Source organism: Sphingobium sp. FW305-3-2-15-F-TSA7 (genome assembly GCF_058787155.1).
In genome coordinates this window covers 14,267-30,661 of sequence record NZ_JBYSZM010000038.1, presented here as the reverse complement: position 1 = coordinate 30,661, position 16,395 = coordinate 14,267, and the positions used below count along the sequence as shown (strand labels likewise).

The following is a 16,395-nucleotide window of genomic DNA, read 5'->3' as shown; positions in this document are numbered from 1 at the left end:
GAAGAACATGCGCCGGCCGCAGGGTCGAGACCGTCAACCGCGCCGGCTGGGATAGCGGCGCAACAAGGAACACGAATCATGCGCAAGACCATCAGCCTTCTCACCGCGACCGCCCCGCTCGCCCTGGTTGCGGGGCTTGCCGTGGCAACGCCGGCGCAGGCGGGGCAAGACAATGTGATCTGCACCGATAGCGAGGGTGACCCGAGCGGTGTCGTGGCAGCAGGAGCCGAACGATCGGTCGCCTGCGGTGGTGCACAAGCGAACGGGAGCGTCGCCGTCGCGATCGGCTCCAGCGCTCAGGCCAGTGTACGCGCGGTCGCTGTCGGTTATCAGGCAACCGCGACCAACGATGCCGCGACCGCGATCGGCCGCGCCTCGGAAGCCAGCGGCTACGACTCGACCGCCATCGGCACCTTCTCTCTCGCGACCGATTTCCGCGGCGTCGCCTTGGGGGCGGGGTCGGTCGCCGATCGCGGCAGCGCGGTTTCGGTGGGCCAGTCGAGCCCACGCGATTCAGGGATACCGGGCCAGCCGGTCCCGCCCTTCCAGCGCCAGATCATCAATGTCGCGGCGGGCACCGAAGCCTTTGACGCGGTGAACAAGGCGCAGCTCGACGCGGTCGCGGCCGCCGCGATCAACCCCTATATCGCGATCAGCAGCACCGGGGGCGGGGCAATCGCCGCCATGGATGACGGCATCGCGATCGGCGAAGATGCGAAGGCGCTTTCGCGGCAGGCTACGGCGCTGGGCACCGGCGCTTCGGCAACCGGTCAGGGGGCGACCGCGCTGGGCGTCGGCGCCATCACCAACGGCACCAGTGCGCTTGCCGTCGGCCGCGGTGCTGAGGCGAATTTCTCCGGCACGACCGCGGTCGGCGGAAATGCCCGGGCCTTCGCCGATAACGGGACGGCGCTGGGCCATGCCACGACCGTCAACGGCGCATTCGCCACCGCGATCGGCAATGGTTCGACCGCCGATGGCGTCGATTCGGTCGCATTGGGCCGATCGAGTTCGACCACTGCCGCCGCCATCAACGCCGTCGCGATCGGTGCCAATTCCATGGCCGATCGGGCGAACAGCGTCTCCGTCGGCAGAATCGGTTCCGAGCGTGCCATCACCAATGTCGCAGCCGGCACGCTCGCGACCGACGCGGTGAACAAGGCCCAGCTCGACGCGGTCGCGGCGGGCGCGACCAATCCCTATGTCGCGATCAACAGCACCGGGGCGGCCGCGGTGGCCGCAGGCACCGATGCGGTCGCGATCGGTGAGAGCGCATCGGCCGCGTTCGAAGGCAATGTCGCCATCGGCGAAAACAGCGCCGCGGCGGAGGCCCAAGCCGTCGCCATTGGCTGGCAGACCAAGGCGACGCAGCACTCCTCGACCGCGGTCGGCGCCTTCGCGAAATCGACCGGCGTCAACGCGACCAGCTTGGGTGTGAGCGCCGAGGCCGGCGGGTTCGCCGCTGTCGCGCTGGGAAGAAATGCCGATGCGCGCGGCGCCTATGGCATTTCCGCCGGCTATGACGCGACGACGGCCGACTTCAGCATCGCGATGGGCCTCAATGCCAGCGCGGGCTATACCGCCGGTGTGCTGAGCGGTTCGCGCGCGGTCGCGATCGGGCTTCAGGCCAATGCCAATGCGACCGACACGGTCGCGCTGGGCAGCAGCGCCACCGCCGACAAGTTCGGCGCCACCGCGATCGGCAGCAACAGCGAAGCGACGGGCAATTATGCGCTGGCCGGTGGCTATGAGGCGCAGGCGGTGGGCAACCAGTCATCGGCCTATGGCTATGGCGCGAAGGGCCTGGGCGGGCTGACCGTTGCTGTCGGCACCTTCGCGACGGCATCCAACCAATATGCCGTCGCCATCGGGGCCTCGGCGAAAGCCAATGCCGGCGGCGGCGCGATCGCGATCGGCAATCTCTCCGAAGCGACGGCCTTCGGCGCCGTGGCGATCGGCGATCACTCGATTGCCGATCAGGCCAATACCGTGTCGGTCGGCAAGGCGGGGGCCGAACGGCGGATCGTCAATGTCGCGGCCGGCACCGCCGCGACCGACGCCGTGAACAAGGGACAACTCGACGCCGTCGACGCCAAGGCCGATGCGGCGCTGGCCGCGGCGACGAATGGGGGTGCCGCGGCTGCAGCGGCACAAGGCACGGCCGATACGGCCCTGGCCAATGCCGCGGCCGCGCAGGGCACCGCCAACACCGCGCTCGCCAATGCCGCCGCCGCGCAAGGCACGGCCAATACCGCACTCGCCAATGCCGCGACCGCGCAGTCCACCGCCGACACGGCACGCACCGAGGCCGCCACGGCGCAATCCACCGCCAATGCCGCTGCCGCCAACGGTGCTTATTTCCGCGCCAACAGCACCGGGCCGGGGCCACAGGCGACGGGTACCGATGCCATCGCGGTCGGCCCGTCGGCGGTTGCCAGCGGCGACCAGTCGGTGGCGATGGGCGCCGGCGCACGCGCGACCAATGGACAGGCGGTTTCGATCGGCGCCGGCAATAGCGCATCGGGCAATGGCGCCGTCGCGATCGGCGATCCCAATGTCGCAACCGGCACCGGGGCGGTCGCACTGGGCGCCAACAACACCGCCACCGGCACCGGGGCGGTAGCGCTGGGCAATGCGAGCAGTGCCACCGGCGACGGCGCCATCGCACTGGGCAATGGCGCGACGGCGGGGCAGGCGGGCTCGGTCGCGATCGGAACCGGGGCGACAGCCACGCGCCCCAGCCAGGTCGTGCTCGGCTCGGCGAATTCGACGCATACCATGTTGGGCATCGCATCCTCGGCCAGCCGCACGGCGCAGTCGGGGGCACTCAGCCTGGTCACCACCGATGCGCTCGGCAATCTCGCCACCTCGACGCTCAATATCGGCACGCTGGCCGGCCTCGACGGCCGGACCACCGCGCTGGAGAATCGCGCGTCACTGCTCGAAGGCCGGGTCACGATGCTCGATCGGCAAGCGCGGCAGGCCAATGGCGGCATCGCCGCCGCGATGGCGCTGGGCGGCACGCTGCTTCCGCCCGACGCCAGTTTCGCGGTGTCGTTCAACCTTGCCACCTATCGCGGTCAGCAGGGTTTCTCCGGTGCGGCGGTCGCGCGGGTGACCGATACGGTCTGGGTCAGCGGCGGTATTGCCGGCTCGACCGTGAAGGGTTCGACCGGGGGGCGCGTCGGCGTCACCTTCGGCTGGTGACGTGACGATATACGGGCGCGGCACCGAACGGCCGCGCCCGTATATGACGGATTATTTCGTGCCGAGCTTCTCGTTCAGGAAACGGTCCTGCTCGTGCCACAACCGCACCCAGCTTTCGTGCCGGACGAAACCGTGCGCTTCGCCGGGCAGGATCACGGTGCGGACATCGACATTGCGCGCTTTCAGCTTCTGCGCGAGGTCGACGGTTTCACGCACATCGACATTCATGTCCTGATCGCCGCTGAACAGCAGCACCGGCGAACGCCAGCCATCGATCGCGCCGAGCGGCGATGCCTTGAGCGCGGTCGGGCGATTGGCCTCGCTCACCCCGAAGAAGCGGCTGGGATTGAGGTGCCCTTCCAGTTCCGATGGCCATGACCAGTCGAACACGCCGTGGATCGCCACGCCCGCGCTGAACAGATCGGAATTGCGCGCCAGCGCCTGGCCCGTCAGCAACCCGCCATAGGAGCCGCCCCAGATGCCGATCCGCTTGCGATCCACGTCGTCACGTTGCGCAAGCCAGCGGCCGACGCCCAGCACGTCGCTATATTCGGACGCGGCGCGCCAGCCGCGCCCCTCGGCCTCGCGATAGGCGCGGCCATAGCCGATGCCCGAGCGGTAATTGACCGCGACGACGACATAGCCCTGTTCGGCCAGGCGCCGGTTCATCGCGAAATCATTGGCGTAATAGTCGCTATAGTGGAACGCCGGATACATCTGGCGCGACGGTCCGCCATGGACATAGACGAGCGCGGGATGCGGCCCCTTGCCCGCGGGCATGAAGAGCTGCGCCGGCACGGTGCCGCCGTCGGCGGCCTTGATGCGGACCGCCTTGGGCGCAGGCGCAGTGAAGCTGCGGCTATAGCCATAATCTGCCGGCTTCTCGGCCATCACGGTGTTGCCCGACTTCAGATCGAGCACGCGGACGAGCGGCGCATTCTCGGCGTTGCCACCGGTCAGCGCCAGATAGCCGCTGGTGCCGGCCGCGATCGCATTGGCCATGACGATATCGTCGCGCTTCACCTGGCGCTCGGCGCCGGTGCGGACATTGATGATCGAAAGCTGGCGGGTGTCGATGTCGCGGCAATTATGGACGACGAACAGCGAATCGGTGCTCGCGGGCTCGCTTTCCGCCGCTTCGCAGCCCGTCGGCGTCAGGCCGCGAATCTCGCCGCCCGCACGGGCCACGGCATAGAGCCGGCCCCAGCCGTCATGTTCCGAATAGAAGACGATATTGTCGTCACCCACCCAGCGCAGCGCATTGTCGCCATCCTCGAGCCCCGCCGTCACCGCCTGGTCCTTGCTCTGCCACAAGGTGCGGATCGCGCCGGTCGCGATCTCGACGGTTTCGACCGCAAAGGGTTCGCTTTCGGTCAGGTCGTAGGTCACGTCATGCTGGCGGCCGCCGAAACGGAGATAGGCGACGGTCTTGCCGTCGGGCGACAGCACCGGTGAGCCGATCCGATCGGCACCGGTCACCAGCCACTCCACCTTGTCGGCGCCCAGCATATATCGGCCGAGGAACGAATAGCCGCCGCGCTCGGAGACGAAGATCAGGCCCTTGCCGTCCCTGGTCCAGACCGGCTGCCCGAATGCGGCCCCGCCCGCGATCATCAGCTTGGACTGGCCGGGCGCGGCAAGATCGGCCGACCAGAGATCGCGGCCCTGGCGATAGATGAGCGTGCGGCCATCGGGTGAGAAGATCGGCCCCTGGCCGGCCGCGACCTGGACCGGCTTTGCCCCAGCACGCGCCTCCATCACCCAGAGCGTCGGCTTGGGCGGATCGATCAGGCTGGCGGGATTATAGGCGCGTCCGCCGCCGAAGCCGGCCGCGGTCTGGAAAACGACATAGCGGCCATCGGGCGACATGCGGACATCGGTGATCGGCTGACCATCGGCGTCGGTGCGCGAGAATAGTTTGATACGTTCGAATTTCGGCGCGCTGGCGGCCATGATGACGCTGTCGCTGCCCTGGCGGATCAGCCAGGCAAAGGCGGGCGCATCGGCCGCGCTGACCGTCGTCGCGAGCGGGAAGCGGAGGAATGCGGTATCGTCCTGCGCCGAGGCGACCGAGGGAAAGGCCAGCAATGCGGCGCCCGCCGCCAGAGCCATGCGGAAAGACTTGGGCATCAGTTTCCCCTCAATTTTGATTCGCTCCTGATCAGGATCATTTGTTCGGATCAGGCCAAGCACTCTCTGCCATTCGGCGCGTGCAGTGACAAGCGGATCGCCGGCATTTCATCATCGCCGTTCCGCGCCGTGCGATGGCGCGCTATGAAACGGCATGATCCGTCATGACCGACACGCGCAGCGGCTGGCCATATATCTGGCGATGCTCGCGGGTTTCGTCGATGCGGTCGGCTTTCTCAAGCTGGGTGGGCTGTTCGTTTCATTCATGAGCGGCAATTCGACGCGGCTGGCGGTCGGCCTTGCCGAAGGGTCGGCACTCGCATGGCGCGCCGCCCTGCTGATCGCGGCCTTTGTCGGCGGAGTCGTCGCCGGATCGCTGCTGTCGGCCGCCGTGCGCAGCCGCGCGCCTTCGATATTGGCGATGGTGGCTTCGCTGCTGTTCGCCGCCGCTTTGCTCGATCTGCTGGGCATGGACAATGCGGCGATCGGCGCAATGGCGATGGCAATGGGATGCGCGAACACCGTTTTTCAGCGCGACGGCGAAGTGAGCATCGGCGTGACCTATATGACCGGCACATTGGTCAAGCTGGGCCAGCGCATTGCCGATGCATTGCGCGGCGGCGACCATATGGCGTGGCTTCCCTATCTGCTGCTCTGGCTGGGGTTGATCGCGGGTGCGGTCGGCGGATCGATCGGCTATATCCGTATCGGCATGGCGAGCCTGTGGATCGCGGCGACGGGCGCCGCATTGCTCGCGATCCTGGCGCGGCGGCCTGATCGCGAAATGCAGGACGCGCAATAGTCCCGCACAGGGCTTGGCAAGACGCCGCTCGGCCCCACATAAGGCCGCGACATCAGCAGGGAGTGACGATCAGTGGCGAGTCTCGGAATGGGTGCGGACGAACGCGAGGCTTTCGAGGCCTTCAAGCGCGACGTGATCGAACCCTCGATGACGAATCTGGTGATCGTCGATTTCTGGGCCGAATGGTGCGGCCCCTGCAAACAGCTCGGCCCGGTGATCGAGAAAGTCGCCGCCGACTATGCCGACAAGGGCGTCAAGCTGGTCAAGATCGACGTCGATGCCAACAAGGCGGTCGCCGCGCAGTTCCGCATCCAGTCGATCCCGACCGTCTATGCGGTGTTCCAGGGCCAGATCGTCGCGGACATGACGCCCGCACGGACCGAAGGCCAGATCAAGCAGATGCTCGACCAGATCCTGCGCCAGCTGCCGGTGCAGAGCGCCGAAGCCGATCTGAAGCAGGAAATCGCACCTTTGCTCGCCATGGGCGAGGAAGTGCTGGCCGCGGGCGATGCCGAACGCGCATTGTCGATCTTCGCCCAGATCGTCGAGATCGCGCCCGAGGAACCGGCGGCGCTGTCCGGCCAGCTCCGCGCCGCCGTCACGGCGGGACTGAACGAAGAGGCCGAGGCGATGCTCGCGGCCCTGCCCGAGACGCTGCGCAAGGATCCCGCGATCCAGCGCGCCGAGACCGCGCTCGCGCTCGCCAAGGAGACGCAGCCGGTCGACGATCTTGCCGGTCTGCGCGCCCGTGCGGCGGCCGATCCGGACGATCACGACGCGCGTTTCGAATTGGCCGGCGGCCTGATGGCGACGGGCGATCGCGAGGGCGCGGCCGATGCCCTGCTCGAAAGCATCGCGCGCGACCGCGACTGGAACGAAGGCGCCGCGCGCCAAAGGCTGCTCAAACTGATGGAGGTTGTCGGGCTCGAGGATCCCTGGGTCTCGCAACTGCGCCGACGGCTCTCTGCGATCCTGTTCACCTGATGGCGAGCGGCAGATCCCGTCTGTCGGTCTTTCCGCTGGCCGGTGCGCTGCTCTTTCCGCGCATGCAGTTGCCGCTGCACATCTTCGAGCCGCGCTATCGTGCGCTCGTCAGCGACGCGATGGCACGCGATCGGCGGATCGGCATGATCCAGCCCAGGCCGGTGCTGATCGAGGCGGGGCCGGGATCGGCGGATACGCCGCCGCTGTTCGACATTGGCTGTGTCGGCCGGATCGCGCATGTCGAGGCGCTGGAAGACGGCCGCTACAATATCGTGCTCGAAGGGCTGGCGCGGTTTCGCACCTTGCGCGAGCTCGACGTGACCACGCCGTTTCGCCAGTTCGAAGTCGGTTTCGACGGCTTTGCCGAGGATGACGCCGATACGGCGCTCGATATCGCCCGCCGCGCCGCGCTCGAGATCGAATCGCGGCGCTTCGCCGATGCGCAGGGCTATGCGGTCGATTGGGAAGCGGTGGCGCGGCTCGACGACGAATCGCTGGTCAACGGCATCGCCCAGATCGCGCCGTTCGACGTCGCCGCCAAACAGGCTTTGCTCGAAGCATCCGGCATCGCCGAACGCGCCGACCTGATCGTCCAGCTCATGCAGTTCTTCGCCCGCCACGGCAGCGACGACGGCGACGGCGCCACGCTGCAATGAGCATCGACCCCGAGCTGCTCGCGATCCTGGTCTGCCCGGTTACGCGTCAGCCGCTGCGCTATGACGAGGCGCGACAGGAACTGGTGTCCGAAGCGGCAGGGCTGGCCTATCCAATCCGAGACGGGGTGCCTGTACTGCTGATCGAAGAGGCGCGTGGATTGGACCAATCCCAGGACTGATCGTTATTCGGGTCAGGCCGGAGCGAAAATGGTGATGACCGAGAACCGGAGCGCAGCGTACGTCAGTACGTGAGCACCGGAAGCGCAGGGCAGCGCCATTTGCAGCAAGGCATCACCCGAATAACGATCGGTCCTCAGCACTCCACCACATTGACCGCTAGCCCGCCGAGCGAGGTCTCCTTGTAGCGTTCCGACATATCGAGCCCGGTCTTGCGCATCGTCTCGATCACTTGGTCCAGGCTGACCCGGTGCGTGCCGTCACCGAGCATCGCCAGCCGTGTCGCTTCCACCGCCTTGATCGAGCCGACCGCATTGCGTTCGATGCACGGCACCTGGACGAGCCCGCCCACCGGATCGCAAGTGAGGCCGAGATTATGCTCCATGCCGATCTCCGCGGCATTCTCGATCTGCGCGGGCGTCGCGCCCAGTGCGGCAGCGAGACCGGCCGCGGCCATCGAACAGGCCACACCCACTTCGCCCTGGCAACCGACTTCGGCGCCCGAGATCGACGCATTCTCGCGGAACAACGATCCGATCGCCGCGGCGGTCAGCAGGAAATCCTCGACCCCCTCTTTCGTCGCCTTGGGCGTGAAACGCTCATAATAACGCAGCACCGCGGGCACGATCCCGGCCGCGCCGTTGGTCGGCGCCGTCACGACCTTGCCGCCCGCCGCATTCTCCTCGTTCACCGCCAGCGCCCACAGGTTGATCCAGTCGATCACCGCCAGCGGATCGGCAAGCGCACGTTCCTGGCGTTCGATCAGCGTGCGATAGATGCCGGGCGCGCGGCGCTTGACGCGCAAGCCGCCGGGCAGCTCCGCCATGTCCGATCGCACGCCGCGGTCGATGCAGGCGGACATGGCGTCGGCGATCGCGCCGAGCTTCGCGGAGACCTCGGCCGGCGCCAGCGTCGCTTCCTCGTTGGAGCGCATCAGGTCGGCGATCGACATGCCTGTCTCCGCCACCAGCTCGAGCAGTTCGGCGCCCGAATGGAAGACATGCGGCACATCCCAGCCGCCTTCGGGTGCGGCGTTGCGGCCGATCTGGTCCTCGTCGAGCACCGCACCACCGCCGACCGAATAATAGGTGCGGCGCGCGAGTTCATCCCCCGTGCCGTCGAACGCCGCAAAGGTCATCGCGTTGGAATGGAAATCGAGCCGCTCGCGCTGAAGAAAGCGCAGGTCGACGGCTTCGTCGAACGCGATCTCGTGCACGCCGCCCAGCTTCAACCGGCCCTCCGCCCGGATGGCCGCGATCGCGGCGTCGGCAGCGTCGGGATCGATCGCGGCCGGGACATGGCCGGCCAGCCCGAGCAGAACCGCGCGATCGGTGGCATGGCCCTTGCCCGTCAGCGCCAGCGATCCGTACAGCGCGGCATCGACACGCACGACGCGATCGATGATGCCGCCGTCCGACAGCCGCCGCGCGAAATCAGCCGCAGCCGTCATCGGCCCCATAGTGTGCGAACTCGACGGTCCTACGCCGATCTTGAACAGGTCGAATACGCTCGCAACCATTTCAGCCCCTCAATTCCCACGCGGCCCGAACAGGATCATCGCGGCACCCGTCAGGCAGACCGCACCGCCCATCAAATCCCACCGATCCGGTCGTACACCCTCGACCACCCAGAGCCAGCCGAGCGACGCGACGATGTAGACGCCGCCATAGGCCGCGAAGGCACGGCCCGCAAAGGCGCTTTCGACCATCGTCAAAGCCCAGGCGAACAATGCGAGCGACACCATGCCCGGCACGATCCACAGCACCGGCTTGTCCAGCCGCAGCCATGCCCAGAAGGCGAAGCATCCGAAGATCTCCGCCAGCGCGGCGCCGAGATAGAGGAGCGGAGTCAGTGGCCGGCCCCGGCCCCTGGAATTCGGTCGCGCATCGATATCCTCGGCAATTTTATTGCTTTTGCTTTACGCAGGGCCATCGGGTGAGGCAATCGCTGCGCCGATGATCGCCGACACCCAGTCCTTTGTCCTGCTCGACGACGCCCGCACCACCGGCGCAGGCGCAGCGCGCCTGTATCGCGATCCGGTCGAGATCGTCACGACCCGCGAAATTGCCGGGGTTGGGGCGGCGCTGGAACGACTGGCACGAGCGCAGGCAAGCGGCCTGCATGCAGCGGGCTATATCGCCTATGAGGCAAGCCCCGCATTCGAACCCAGATTGCCCGTGCGGACCGGCACCTCCGCGCCGCTGCTCTGGTTCGGCCTGTTCGACGGCTTCACCGCGATTCCCGCCGACGAGATCGCCGCGTTGCTGCCCGATCCCGACGGCGCCTGGGCCGGCCCGCCCCGGCCCGAGCTTTCCGCCGCAGACTATGCCGGCAAATTCGCGCGTGTCCGCGACTATATCGCGGCGGGCGATATCTATCAGGCGAATCTCAGCTTTCGCGCGCGCGTGCCCGTGGCGGGCCATCCGCTCGCGCTCTATGCGCGGCTGCGCGCCGCATCGGAAGCGGGCTGGGGCGGCGCGCTGTTCACCGGCGATCATTGGCTGCTCTCCGCCTCGCCCGAATTGTTCTTCACGCTCGAGCGCGGCGCGCTGACCGCGCGCCCGATGAAGGGAACCGCACCCCGCCGCGCCGATCCGGTCGCGGATCGCGCCGCCGCATCCGCGCTGGGCGACGATCCCAAGGAGCGCGCCGAAAATCTGATGATCGTCGATCTGTTGCGCAACGACCTGTCGCGCGTCGCCGAGGCGGGCAGCGTCGCGGTGCCCGATCTGTTCACCGTCGAGACCTATCCCACCATCCACACCATGACATCGACCGTTACCGCGCGGCTTGCGCCCGGCCGCTCGGCGATCGACGTGCTCGCCGCACTGTTTCCCTGCGGCTCGATCACAGGCGCGCCCAAGATTCGCGCAATGGAAATCGTCGCCGAAATCGAGCCTTCACCACGGGGCGCCTATACGGGATCAATCGGGTGGCTTGATCCGGCGGGCGATGCAGCGTTCAATGTGGTGATCAGGACGCTGGCGATGGAGCGGGGGGCGGTTGAAGCGGAAATCGGACTGGGGAGCGCGGTCGTCGCGGATTCGACCGCAGCGGGCGAATGGGCCGAATGCCTGGCCAAGGGCCGCTTCGTGACCGCGGGCGCACGCGCGTTCGACCTGATCGAAACCATGGCCTTCGACCCTGCAGACGGGTTGCTGCTGCTGGAGCGTCATCTGGAACGCATGAAGGCGAGCGCCGACGCGCTCGGCTTCGCGTTCGACCGCCATGAGGTCCGCAACGAGCTCCAGGCGGCGACCTTTCGGCTGCGGTCCGCGTCGCGCGTCCGCCTGCTGCTGGCGCGCAGCGGTGCCGTGGCCATCGAGATCCGGCCCGCACCGGCCGCCCAGCAAGCCCCGGTCGCGGTCACGCTTGCACCGCTTCCCGTCGATCCCGCCGATTTCCGGCTGCGCCACAAGACCACCGATCGCGATTTCTATCGCGACGCGCTGGCCGGGGCGGGGAGCTTCGAAGTGATCTTTGCCGATGGCGAAGGGCGCCTGACCGAAGGCAGCTTCACCAATATCTTCGTCGAGCGGAACGGCGTGCTGCTGACGCCGCCGCTTGTCCGCGGACTGCTTCCCGGCGTGCTGCGCGGACAGCTCCTCGACGAAGGGCGCGCCATCGAGGCGGACCTGACCGCCGACGATCTGGCGGGCGGATTCCTCATCGGCAACGCCGTGCGCGGCCTGATCCCGGCGACATTGGTCCGCTGACGCAAAAAAATCGGCGAAGGGCCGGATTCTCCGGCCAACCGCCATTGCCGTAACGAATCCCCCGTCCTATGGGCATGCCGCACCGCAACAGGAGCGTATTCATGTCCCGCACCTCCGCCGCGCTTGGGCGCATCCAGCCTTCCGCCACGCTGGCGATGACCAGCCGTGTGCTCGACCTGAAGCGCCAGGGCATCGACGTGATCGGCCTGGGTGCGGGCGAGCCCGATTTCGACACGCCCGATTTCGTCAAGGAAGCGGCGATCGAGGCGATCCGTGCGGGCAAGACCAAATATACCAATGTCGACGGCACCGCCGAGCTGAAGGACGCGATCGCCACCAAGTTCAAGCGCGACAACGGCCTGGTCTATGCGCCCGGCCAGATCAGCGTGAATGTCGGCGGCAAGCACACTTTGTTCAACGCGCTCGTCGCCAGTGTCGAAGCCGGCGACGAAGTGATCATCCCGGCTCCTTATTGGGTCAGCTATCCCGACATCGTGAACTTTGCGGGCGGCACGCCCGTGGTGATCGAGGCCGGTGCATCGCAGGGCTACAAGATCACCCCCGCGCAGCTCGAAGCGGCGATCACGCCCGCAACCAAATGGCTGATCCTCAATTCGCCGTCGAACCCGACCGGCGCCGCCTATTCGCGCACCGAGCTGGAAGCGATCGCCGACGTGCTGCGCCGCCATCCGCACGTGCTGGTGATGGCCGACGATATGTACGAGCATATCGTCTATGACGATTTCGTCTTCACGACGATCGCCCAGGTCGCGCCCGATCTCTACGATCGCACGCTGACCGTGAACGGCTGTTCCAAGGCCTATTCGATGACCGGCTGGCGCATCGGCTTTGCCGGCGGCCCCGAATGGCTGATCAAGGCGATGGGCAAGCTCCAGTCGCAGTCGACGTCGAACCCCTGTTCGATCGCTCAGGCCGCCGCGACCGCTGCACTCACCGGCGATCAGAGTTTTCTCGAAGCGCGCAACACCGCGTTCCAGGGCCGGCGCGACCTGGTCGTGTCGATGCTCAACCAGGTCAACGGCATCCATTGCCCGCGCCCCGAAGGCGCCTTCTACGTCTATCCCGACGTGTCGGGCCTGATCGGCAAGACCACACCGGGCGGCAATGTGATCGCGAACGACGCGGCGCTGATCGAATATTTCCTCGACGATGCGCGTGTCGCCGCCGTCCATGGCGCGGCATTCGGCCTCGAACCGGCGTTCCGCGTCAGCTATGCGACGTCGGAGGAGATCCTGACCGAGGCGTGCACGCGCATCCAGGAGGCGTGCGCCGCGCTTCGCTGATGCGGGTCCGGCGCGGACGCGCCGTCCTTCCCAAGATGAACACGACCCTGTGATCCCGTTCACTGCGGCGTCAGCCGCGCGGTGGCATCGCCCGGTTGTCAGAAACGAAATTGATTCGGCCCCGAGTCGGACGAAAGAGGAAACGAGACGATGATATCGGTGCTGAAATCCGATCTGGCTCGCCGCTTTGCCGGCGGCTTCCTGGCGGGCGCGGTCGCGATCCTGACCATCCAACCGCCCGAAGGCGCGATTGCCGCCGTCGAGGCGCTGAAACTGGCTGCCGGTCTCGCCTGACCGGGCCATCCCGCGTTCATCCGATTTCTGCTAAACGGCGGGCGAAGGATGCCCGCCATGACTGTAAAGTTCGCGCTCGTTCCCCTCGCCATGGCCGGCGCCGCGCTTGCCGCCCTGGCCTGGCCCATGCTGACCGCGCCGCCAGCCCATGCCGAACAGGCGCGCATGCTGCCCCGCGCTTCGATCGACGACACCGCCGCAAAGGGAATGCAGACCGCGATACTCGCGGGTGGCTGCTTCTGGGGCATGGAAGCGGTATTCGAGCAGGTGAAGGGCGTCCGATCGGTCATCTCGGGCTATGCCGGCGGTACCGCGAACACGGCCACATACGATCAGGTCTCCACCGAACGCACCGGCCATGCCGAGGCGATCCGCATCACCTATGATCCGGCACAGGTCAGCTACGGCACGCTGCTGCGCGTTTTCTTCGCGGTCGCCCACGATCCCACCCAGCTCAATCGCCAGGGCCCCGACACTGGCCCGAGCTACCGTTCCGCGATCTTTCCGCAGACGGCGGCACAGGCAAAGGCCGCACAGGCCTATATCGCGCAACTCGGGAGGGTTCGCGCATTCGACCGGCCGATCGTGACGCGGATCGAAACCGGCCGCTTCTTCCCCGCCGAGGCCTTCCACCAGGATTTCTTCCGGCGCAATCCCGGCCACCCCTATATCGTGCGTTGGGACAAGCCGAAGGTGGCGGCATTCAGGGCAGGATTCCCGGCGCTGGTGCGGTAGGCCACTCCGTCATTCCCGCCTTCGCGGGAATGACAAGCTTGTGCCTGCCTCAAGCGGCCAGCGGGAAGCGCAGCATCCGGTCGCTGAGCGGAACCAGGGCCTGCGCGCCACGCCCGACCGCGCGGATGATCTCGGGATGGCCCGCATCGAGCCCCCCGGTCAGCGCGCCGAAAGCGGGCAGGATCAGCTTGGCACCGGTCGCGACGAAGCAGCGCCGCGATACGTGCCGCCCACGCACGGTGACGCGGAATTTGGGGTGGAAATGCCCCGACAATTCGGGCCGCATCTCGAGCGGATCCGCCTCGTGGCGCAGCACCAGCCCGTCGACCAGCGCCTCTTCGAGGATTTCCCCGCCCAGCCATTCGGCGAGTGCGGCGTCGTGATTGCCGGTGATCCAGACGAAGCGCGTCATGGCAGTCAGCGTGCGCAGCATGTCGCGCGCATGCTCCGGCAATCGCGCGGCGCCTTCGCTGTCGTGGAAACTGTCGCCGAGACACCAGATCTCGATCGCCCCGGTCGCCGCGCGCAACGCGGAGAGATCGGCCAGCGTCGCGATCGAATCATAAGGCGGCAGCATCTGTCCGAAGCGCGCGAACCAGCTCGCTTTCTCGAAATGCAGATCGGCGACCAGCAATGCGCGACGCGCAGGCCAGAAGAGCGCCCCCTGCGGCAGCGCGACCAGATCATGCCCTGCGAACGAAAAGGGAACCATTGGTTCTCTTACCCCGCATATTGCAGCCCGTTCAAGGCATGCGGTCGTCATATTTGACGGTATTGCGATGAATGGCGCCCTGGGGCTGCGACGCGGCATCGTCATCGTCGACGGCCGGCTGATGATAACGTGGAATCAGCCGCTTGAAGACATATTCCGACAAGAGCAGCAGCAGCGCGAGTACCGTGCCGACGGTGAGCAGCTTATACTGGCCGAGCCCGGCGACGATTCCGGCACAGGCGGAAACCCAAAGATTGGCGGCAGTGGTGACATTGTGGACGTCGCCGCGCTTCACGAAGATCAGGCCCGCGGCGATGAAGCCGATCGCCTGCGCGACACCCTGGATAACGCGCAACGGATCAGGCTGTGAATTCAAATGCTTGAGCGTGTCGAACAGCAGCAGCGAAGACAGAGTGACCATCGCCGCGCTCAGCGCCACCAGCGCATTGGTCCTGAGCCCGGCATCATGGCCACGCAATTCGCGGTCCAGCCCCAGCAACAGCCCGATCGCGGTCGCGACCCCAAGGCGCAGCGCGATCTCGCTCCAGCTATCGGCAACCAGCATCCGCTATCAAATCGCGGGTGCGCGTCCGGGTTCCCTTGCCGCCAGGCGCCTGCCATTGTCGCGGCCCGCGCCGTCGGGCAGCAGCAGCCGTACCTTGCGGCTGGCAAAGTCCACCGAGACGCGGTCGAACATGCGCAGCGCGTCCATGCCGAGCAGGATCGCCGGCCGCCGCGTCAGATCGAGCGTCCGGAAGATCGGCGCGTCGGAGAAGGCGATCGGCATGTTGCGGATGGTCGCGCCGCCCAGCTTGATCTCGTTCACGCTGGTATAGCTGGCATCGGCACGGCCGCCGGTGACGCTGATCAGTTCGATCGACTTGGGCGGATGCGGCGGATTCCGGCCGATCAGCCGCCGGCGGAGCGCGCTGTTGCCGACCGAGACCTGCGCGCCGGTGTCGATGACCACATCGACCCGCGCACCATTCAACGTCGCTCCCATCAGGATGAGTTGTCCCGCGCGCCGGCGCGCGGTGACGACGATTTCGTCGGGCTCACGGCGCTCGCTCATTTTCTGCCCGGGCGTGACCGTCATCGTGCCCGCCTTGAAGTCGAGCGTGACGCGCTGATCGCGCAGGCTGTCGATCCCGATCAGGCCCGATGCGCCGATATGCTGCTGGGCAAAGGCGGGGGCGCGGATGTCGTTGGTCTGATTCGCGCTGACCTTGAGCGAGGGGATCAGCACCGTATCCACCCGTTCACTGCCGGTCATCGAATGGACCAGCGCGAATCCGCCGCTACTCAGCGCCAGCCGATCGGCGAGTTCGCGCGAGATCACGGTGCGCTCGGCACCGGTATCGACCAGGAAGGCGAAGGGACCGGCGGTGCCAATGCTGACCGGCACCGTCATGCGCGCGGTGGTGTCGGTTCCGATCTCGATCACTTCACCTGGAACCGCCGCCGCCGGTGGCTCCTGCGCAGCGGATGGAGCAGCCACGGCAAGCGCCGCGGCCGAAAGCGCGAACAACAGATTTCTCGTCATGGCGACACCCTCTCCCAAGCGTCCTGGAAGAGGCTATGCCCTTTATCGAGTCCCGGCAAGCGAAGGGTCTATCGGGGCACTCCGTACGCGGATCGGTAACCCGGCAATGGAGTGTCCCGCGACGTCGGCGCGGGA

The 16,395-nt window shown here is 67.0% G+C and carries 15 protein-coding genes; 9 read left to right on the top strand and 6 right to left on the bottom strand.

Annotated elements, in window-relative coordinates; all coding sequences use genetic code 11:
• Nucleotides 1–78 precede the first annotated feature (78 nt).
• Nucleotides 79–3,207: a YadA-like family protein gene (locus tag AC3WN8_RS24760; RefSeq protein WP_492672172.1), complete on the top strand. Its 3,129-nt coding sequence runs from the start codon at nt 79–81 to the stop codon at nt 3,205–3,207.
• 51 nt (nt 3,208–3,258) lie between these two features.
• Here AC3WN8_RS24760 and AC3WN8_RS24755 read toward each other — a convergent pair whose 3' ends face one another.
• Nucleotides 3,259–5,337, bottom strand: coding sequence for an alpha/beta fold hydrolase (locus tag AC3WN8_RS24755; RefSeq protein ID WP_492672171.1), 2,079 nt, complete (start codon nt 5,335–5,337; stop codon nt 3,259–3,261).
• Nucleotides 5,338–5,491: 154 nt separating this feature from the next.
• On the opposite strand from AC3WN8_RS24755, the gene AC3WN8_RS24750 reads away from it, so the two are divergent.
• The 4 genes from AC3WN8_RS24750 (at nt 5,492) to AC3WN8_RS24735 (ending at nt 7,958) form a co-directional block, all read left to right on the top strand.
• Nucleotides 5,492–6,139, top strand: coding sequence for a YoaK family protein (locus AC3WN8_RS24750; RefSeq protein ID WP_492672170.1), 648 nt, complete (start codon nt 5,492–5,494; stop codon nt 6,137–6,139).
• A 72-nt stretch (nt 6,140–6,211) separates the two neighbouring features.
• Nucleotides 6,212–7,123 carry a tetratricopeptide repeat protein gene (locus AC3WN8_RS24745; protein ID WP_492672169.1) on the top strand — a complete coding sequence of 304 codons (912 nt, stop codon included), beginning with the start codon at nt 6,212–6,214 and terminating at the stop codon, nt 7,121–7,123.
• Complete coding sequence (locus AC3WN8_RS24740) at nt 7,123–7,779, top strand: LON peptidase substrate-binding domain-containing protein (protein WP_492672168.1); 657 nt, start codon at nt 7,123–7,125, stop codon at nt 7,777–7,779. The genes AC3WN8_RS24745 and AC3WN8_RS24740 overlap by 1 nt, the downstream gene beginning before the upstream one ends.
• Complete coding sequence (locus AC3WN8_RS24735) at nt 7,776–7,958, top strand: Trm112 family protein (RefSeq protein ID WP_492672167.1); 183 nt, start codon at nt 7,776–7,778, stop codon at nt 7,956–7,958. The genes AC3WN8_RS24740 and AC3WN8_RS24735 overlap by 4 nt, the downstream gene beginning before the upstream one ends.
• 134 nt (nt 7,959–8,092) lie before the next feature.
• Here the strand turns inward: AC3WN8_RS24735 and AC3WN8_RS24730 are convergent, their stop codons facing one another.
• Entirely contained in the window at nt 8,093–9,475 is a 1,383-nt protein-coding gene (locus AC3WN8_RS24730) for an L-serine ammonia-lyase (RefSeq protein ID WP_492672166.1), read from the bottom strand.
• Nucleotides 9,476–9,484: 9 nt separating this feature from the next.
• Nucleotides 9,485–9,808 (bottom strand): YnfA family protein, encoded by a 324-nt coding sequence (locus AC3WN8_RS24725; protein ID WP_492672207.1) that lies wholly within the window; start codon nt 9,806–9,808, stop codon nt 9,485–9,487.
• Nucleotides 9,809–9,911: 103 nt separating this feature from the next.
• On the opposite strand from AC3WN8_RS24725, the gene pabB reads away from it, so the two are divergent.
• From pabB to msrA, 4 genes are all read left to right on the top strand, one after another.
• Complete coding sequence (gene pabB / locus AC3WN8_RS24720; protein WP_492672165.1) at nt 9,912–11,672, top strand: aminodeoxychorismate synthase component I; 1,761 nt, start codon at nt 9,912–9,914, stop codon at nt 11,670–11,672.
• A 101-nt stretch (nt 11,673–11,773) separates the two neighbouring features.
• Nucleotides 11,774–12,976, top strand: a complete 1,203-nt coding sequence (locus tag AC3WN8_RS24715; protein WP_492672164.1) for a pyridoxal phosphate-dependent aminotransferase — start codon at nt 11,774–11,776, stop codon at nt 12,974–12,976.
• Between the two features lie 150 nt (nt 12,977–13,126).
• A complete protein-coding gene (locus AC3WN8_RS24710; RefSeq protein ID WP_492672163.1) occupies nt 13,127–13,270 on the top strand; it encodes a hypothetical protein in 144 nt (47 codons plus the stop codon).
• Between the two features lie 57 nt (nt 13,271–13,327).
• Entirely contained in the window at nt 13,328–14,005 is a 678-nt protein-coding gene (msrA, locus tag AC3WN8_RS24705) for a peptide-methionine (S)-S-oxide reductase MsrA (RefSeq protein WP_492672162.1), read from the top strand.
• 49 nt (nt 14,006–14,054) lie between these two features.
• Here msrA and pdeM read toward each other — a convergent pair whose 3' ends face one another.
• From pdeM to AC3WN8_RS24690, 3 genes are read right to left on the bottom strand one after another with little or no spacing between them, the layout of a single operon-like run.
• Nucleotides 14,055–14,717, bottom strand: a complete 663-nt coding sequence (gene pdeM / locus AC3WN8_RS24700) for a ligase-associated DNA damage response endonuclease PdeM (RefSeq protein ID WP_492672161.1) — start codon at nt 14,715–14,717, stop codon at nt 14,055–14,057.
• Between the two features lie 31 nt (nt 14,718–14,748).
• Nucleotides 14,749–15,282 (bottom strand): MgtC/SapB family protein, encoded by a 534-nt coding sequence (locus AC3WN8_RS24695; RefSeq protein WP_492672160.1) that lies wholly within the window; start codon nt 15,280–15,282, stop codon nt 14,749–14,751.
• Nucleotides 15,283–15,288: 6 nt separating this feature from the next.
• Nucleotides 15,289–16,260 (bottom strand): aspartyl protease family protein, encoded by a 972-nt coding sequence (locus AC3WN8_RS24690; protein WP_492672159.1) that lies wholly within the window; start codon nt 16,258–16,260, stop codon nt 15,289–15,291.
• Nucleotides 16,261–16,395 lie beyond the last annotated feature (135 nt).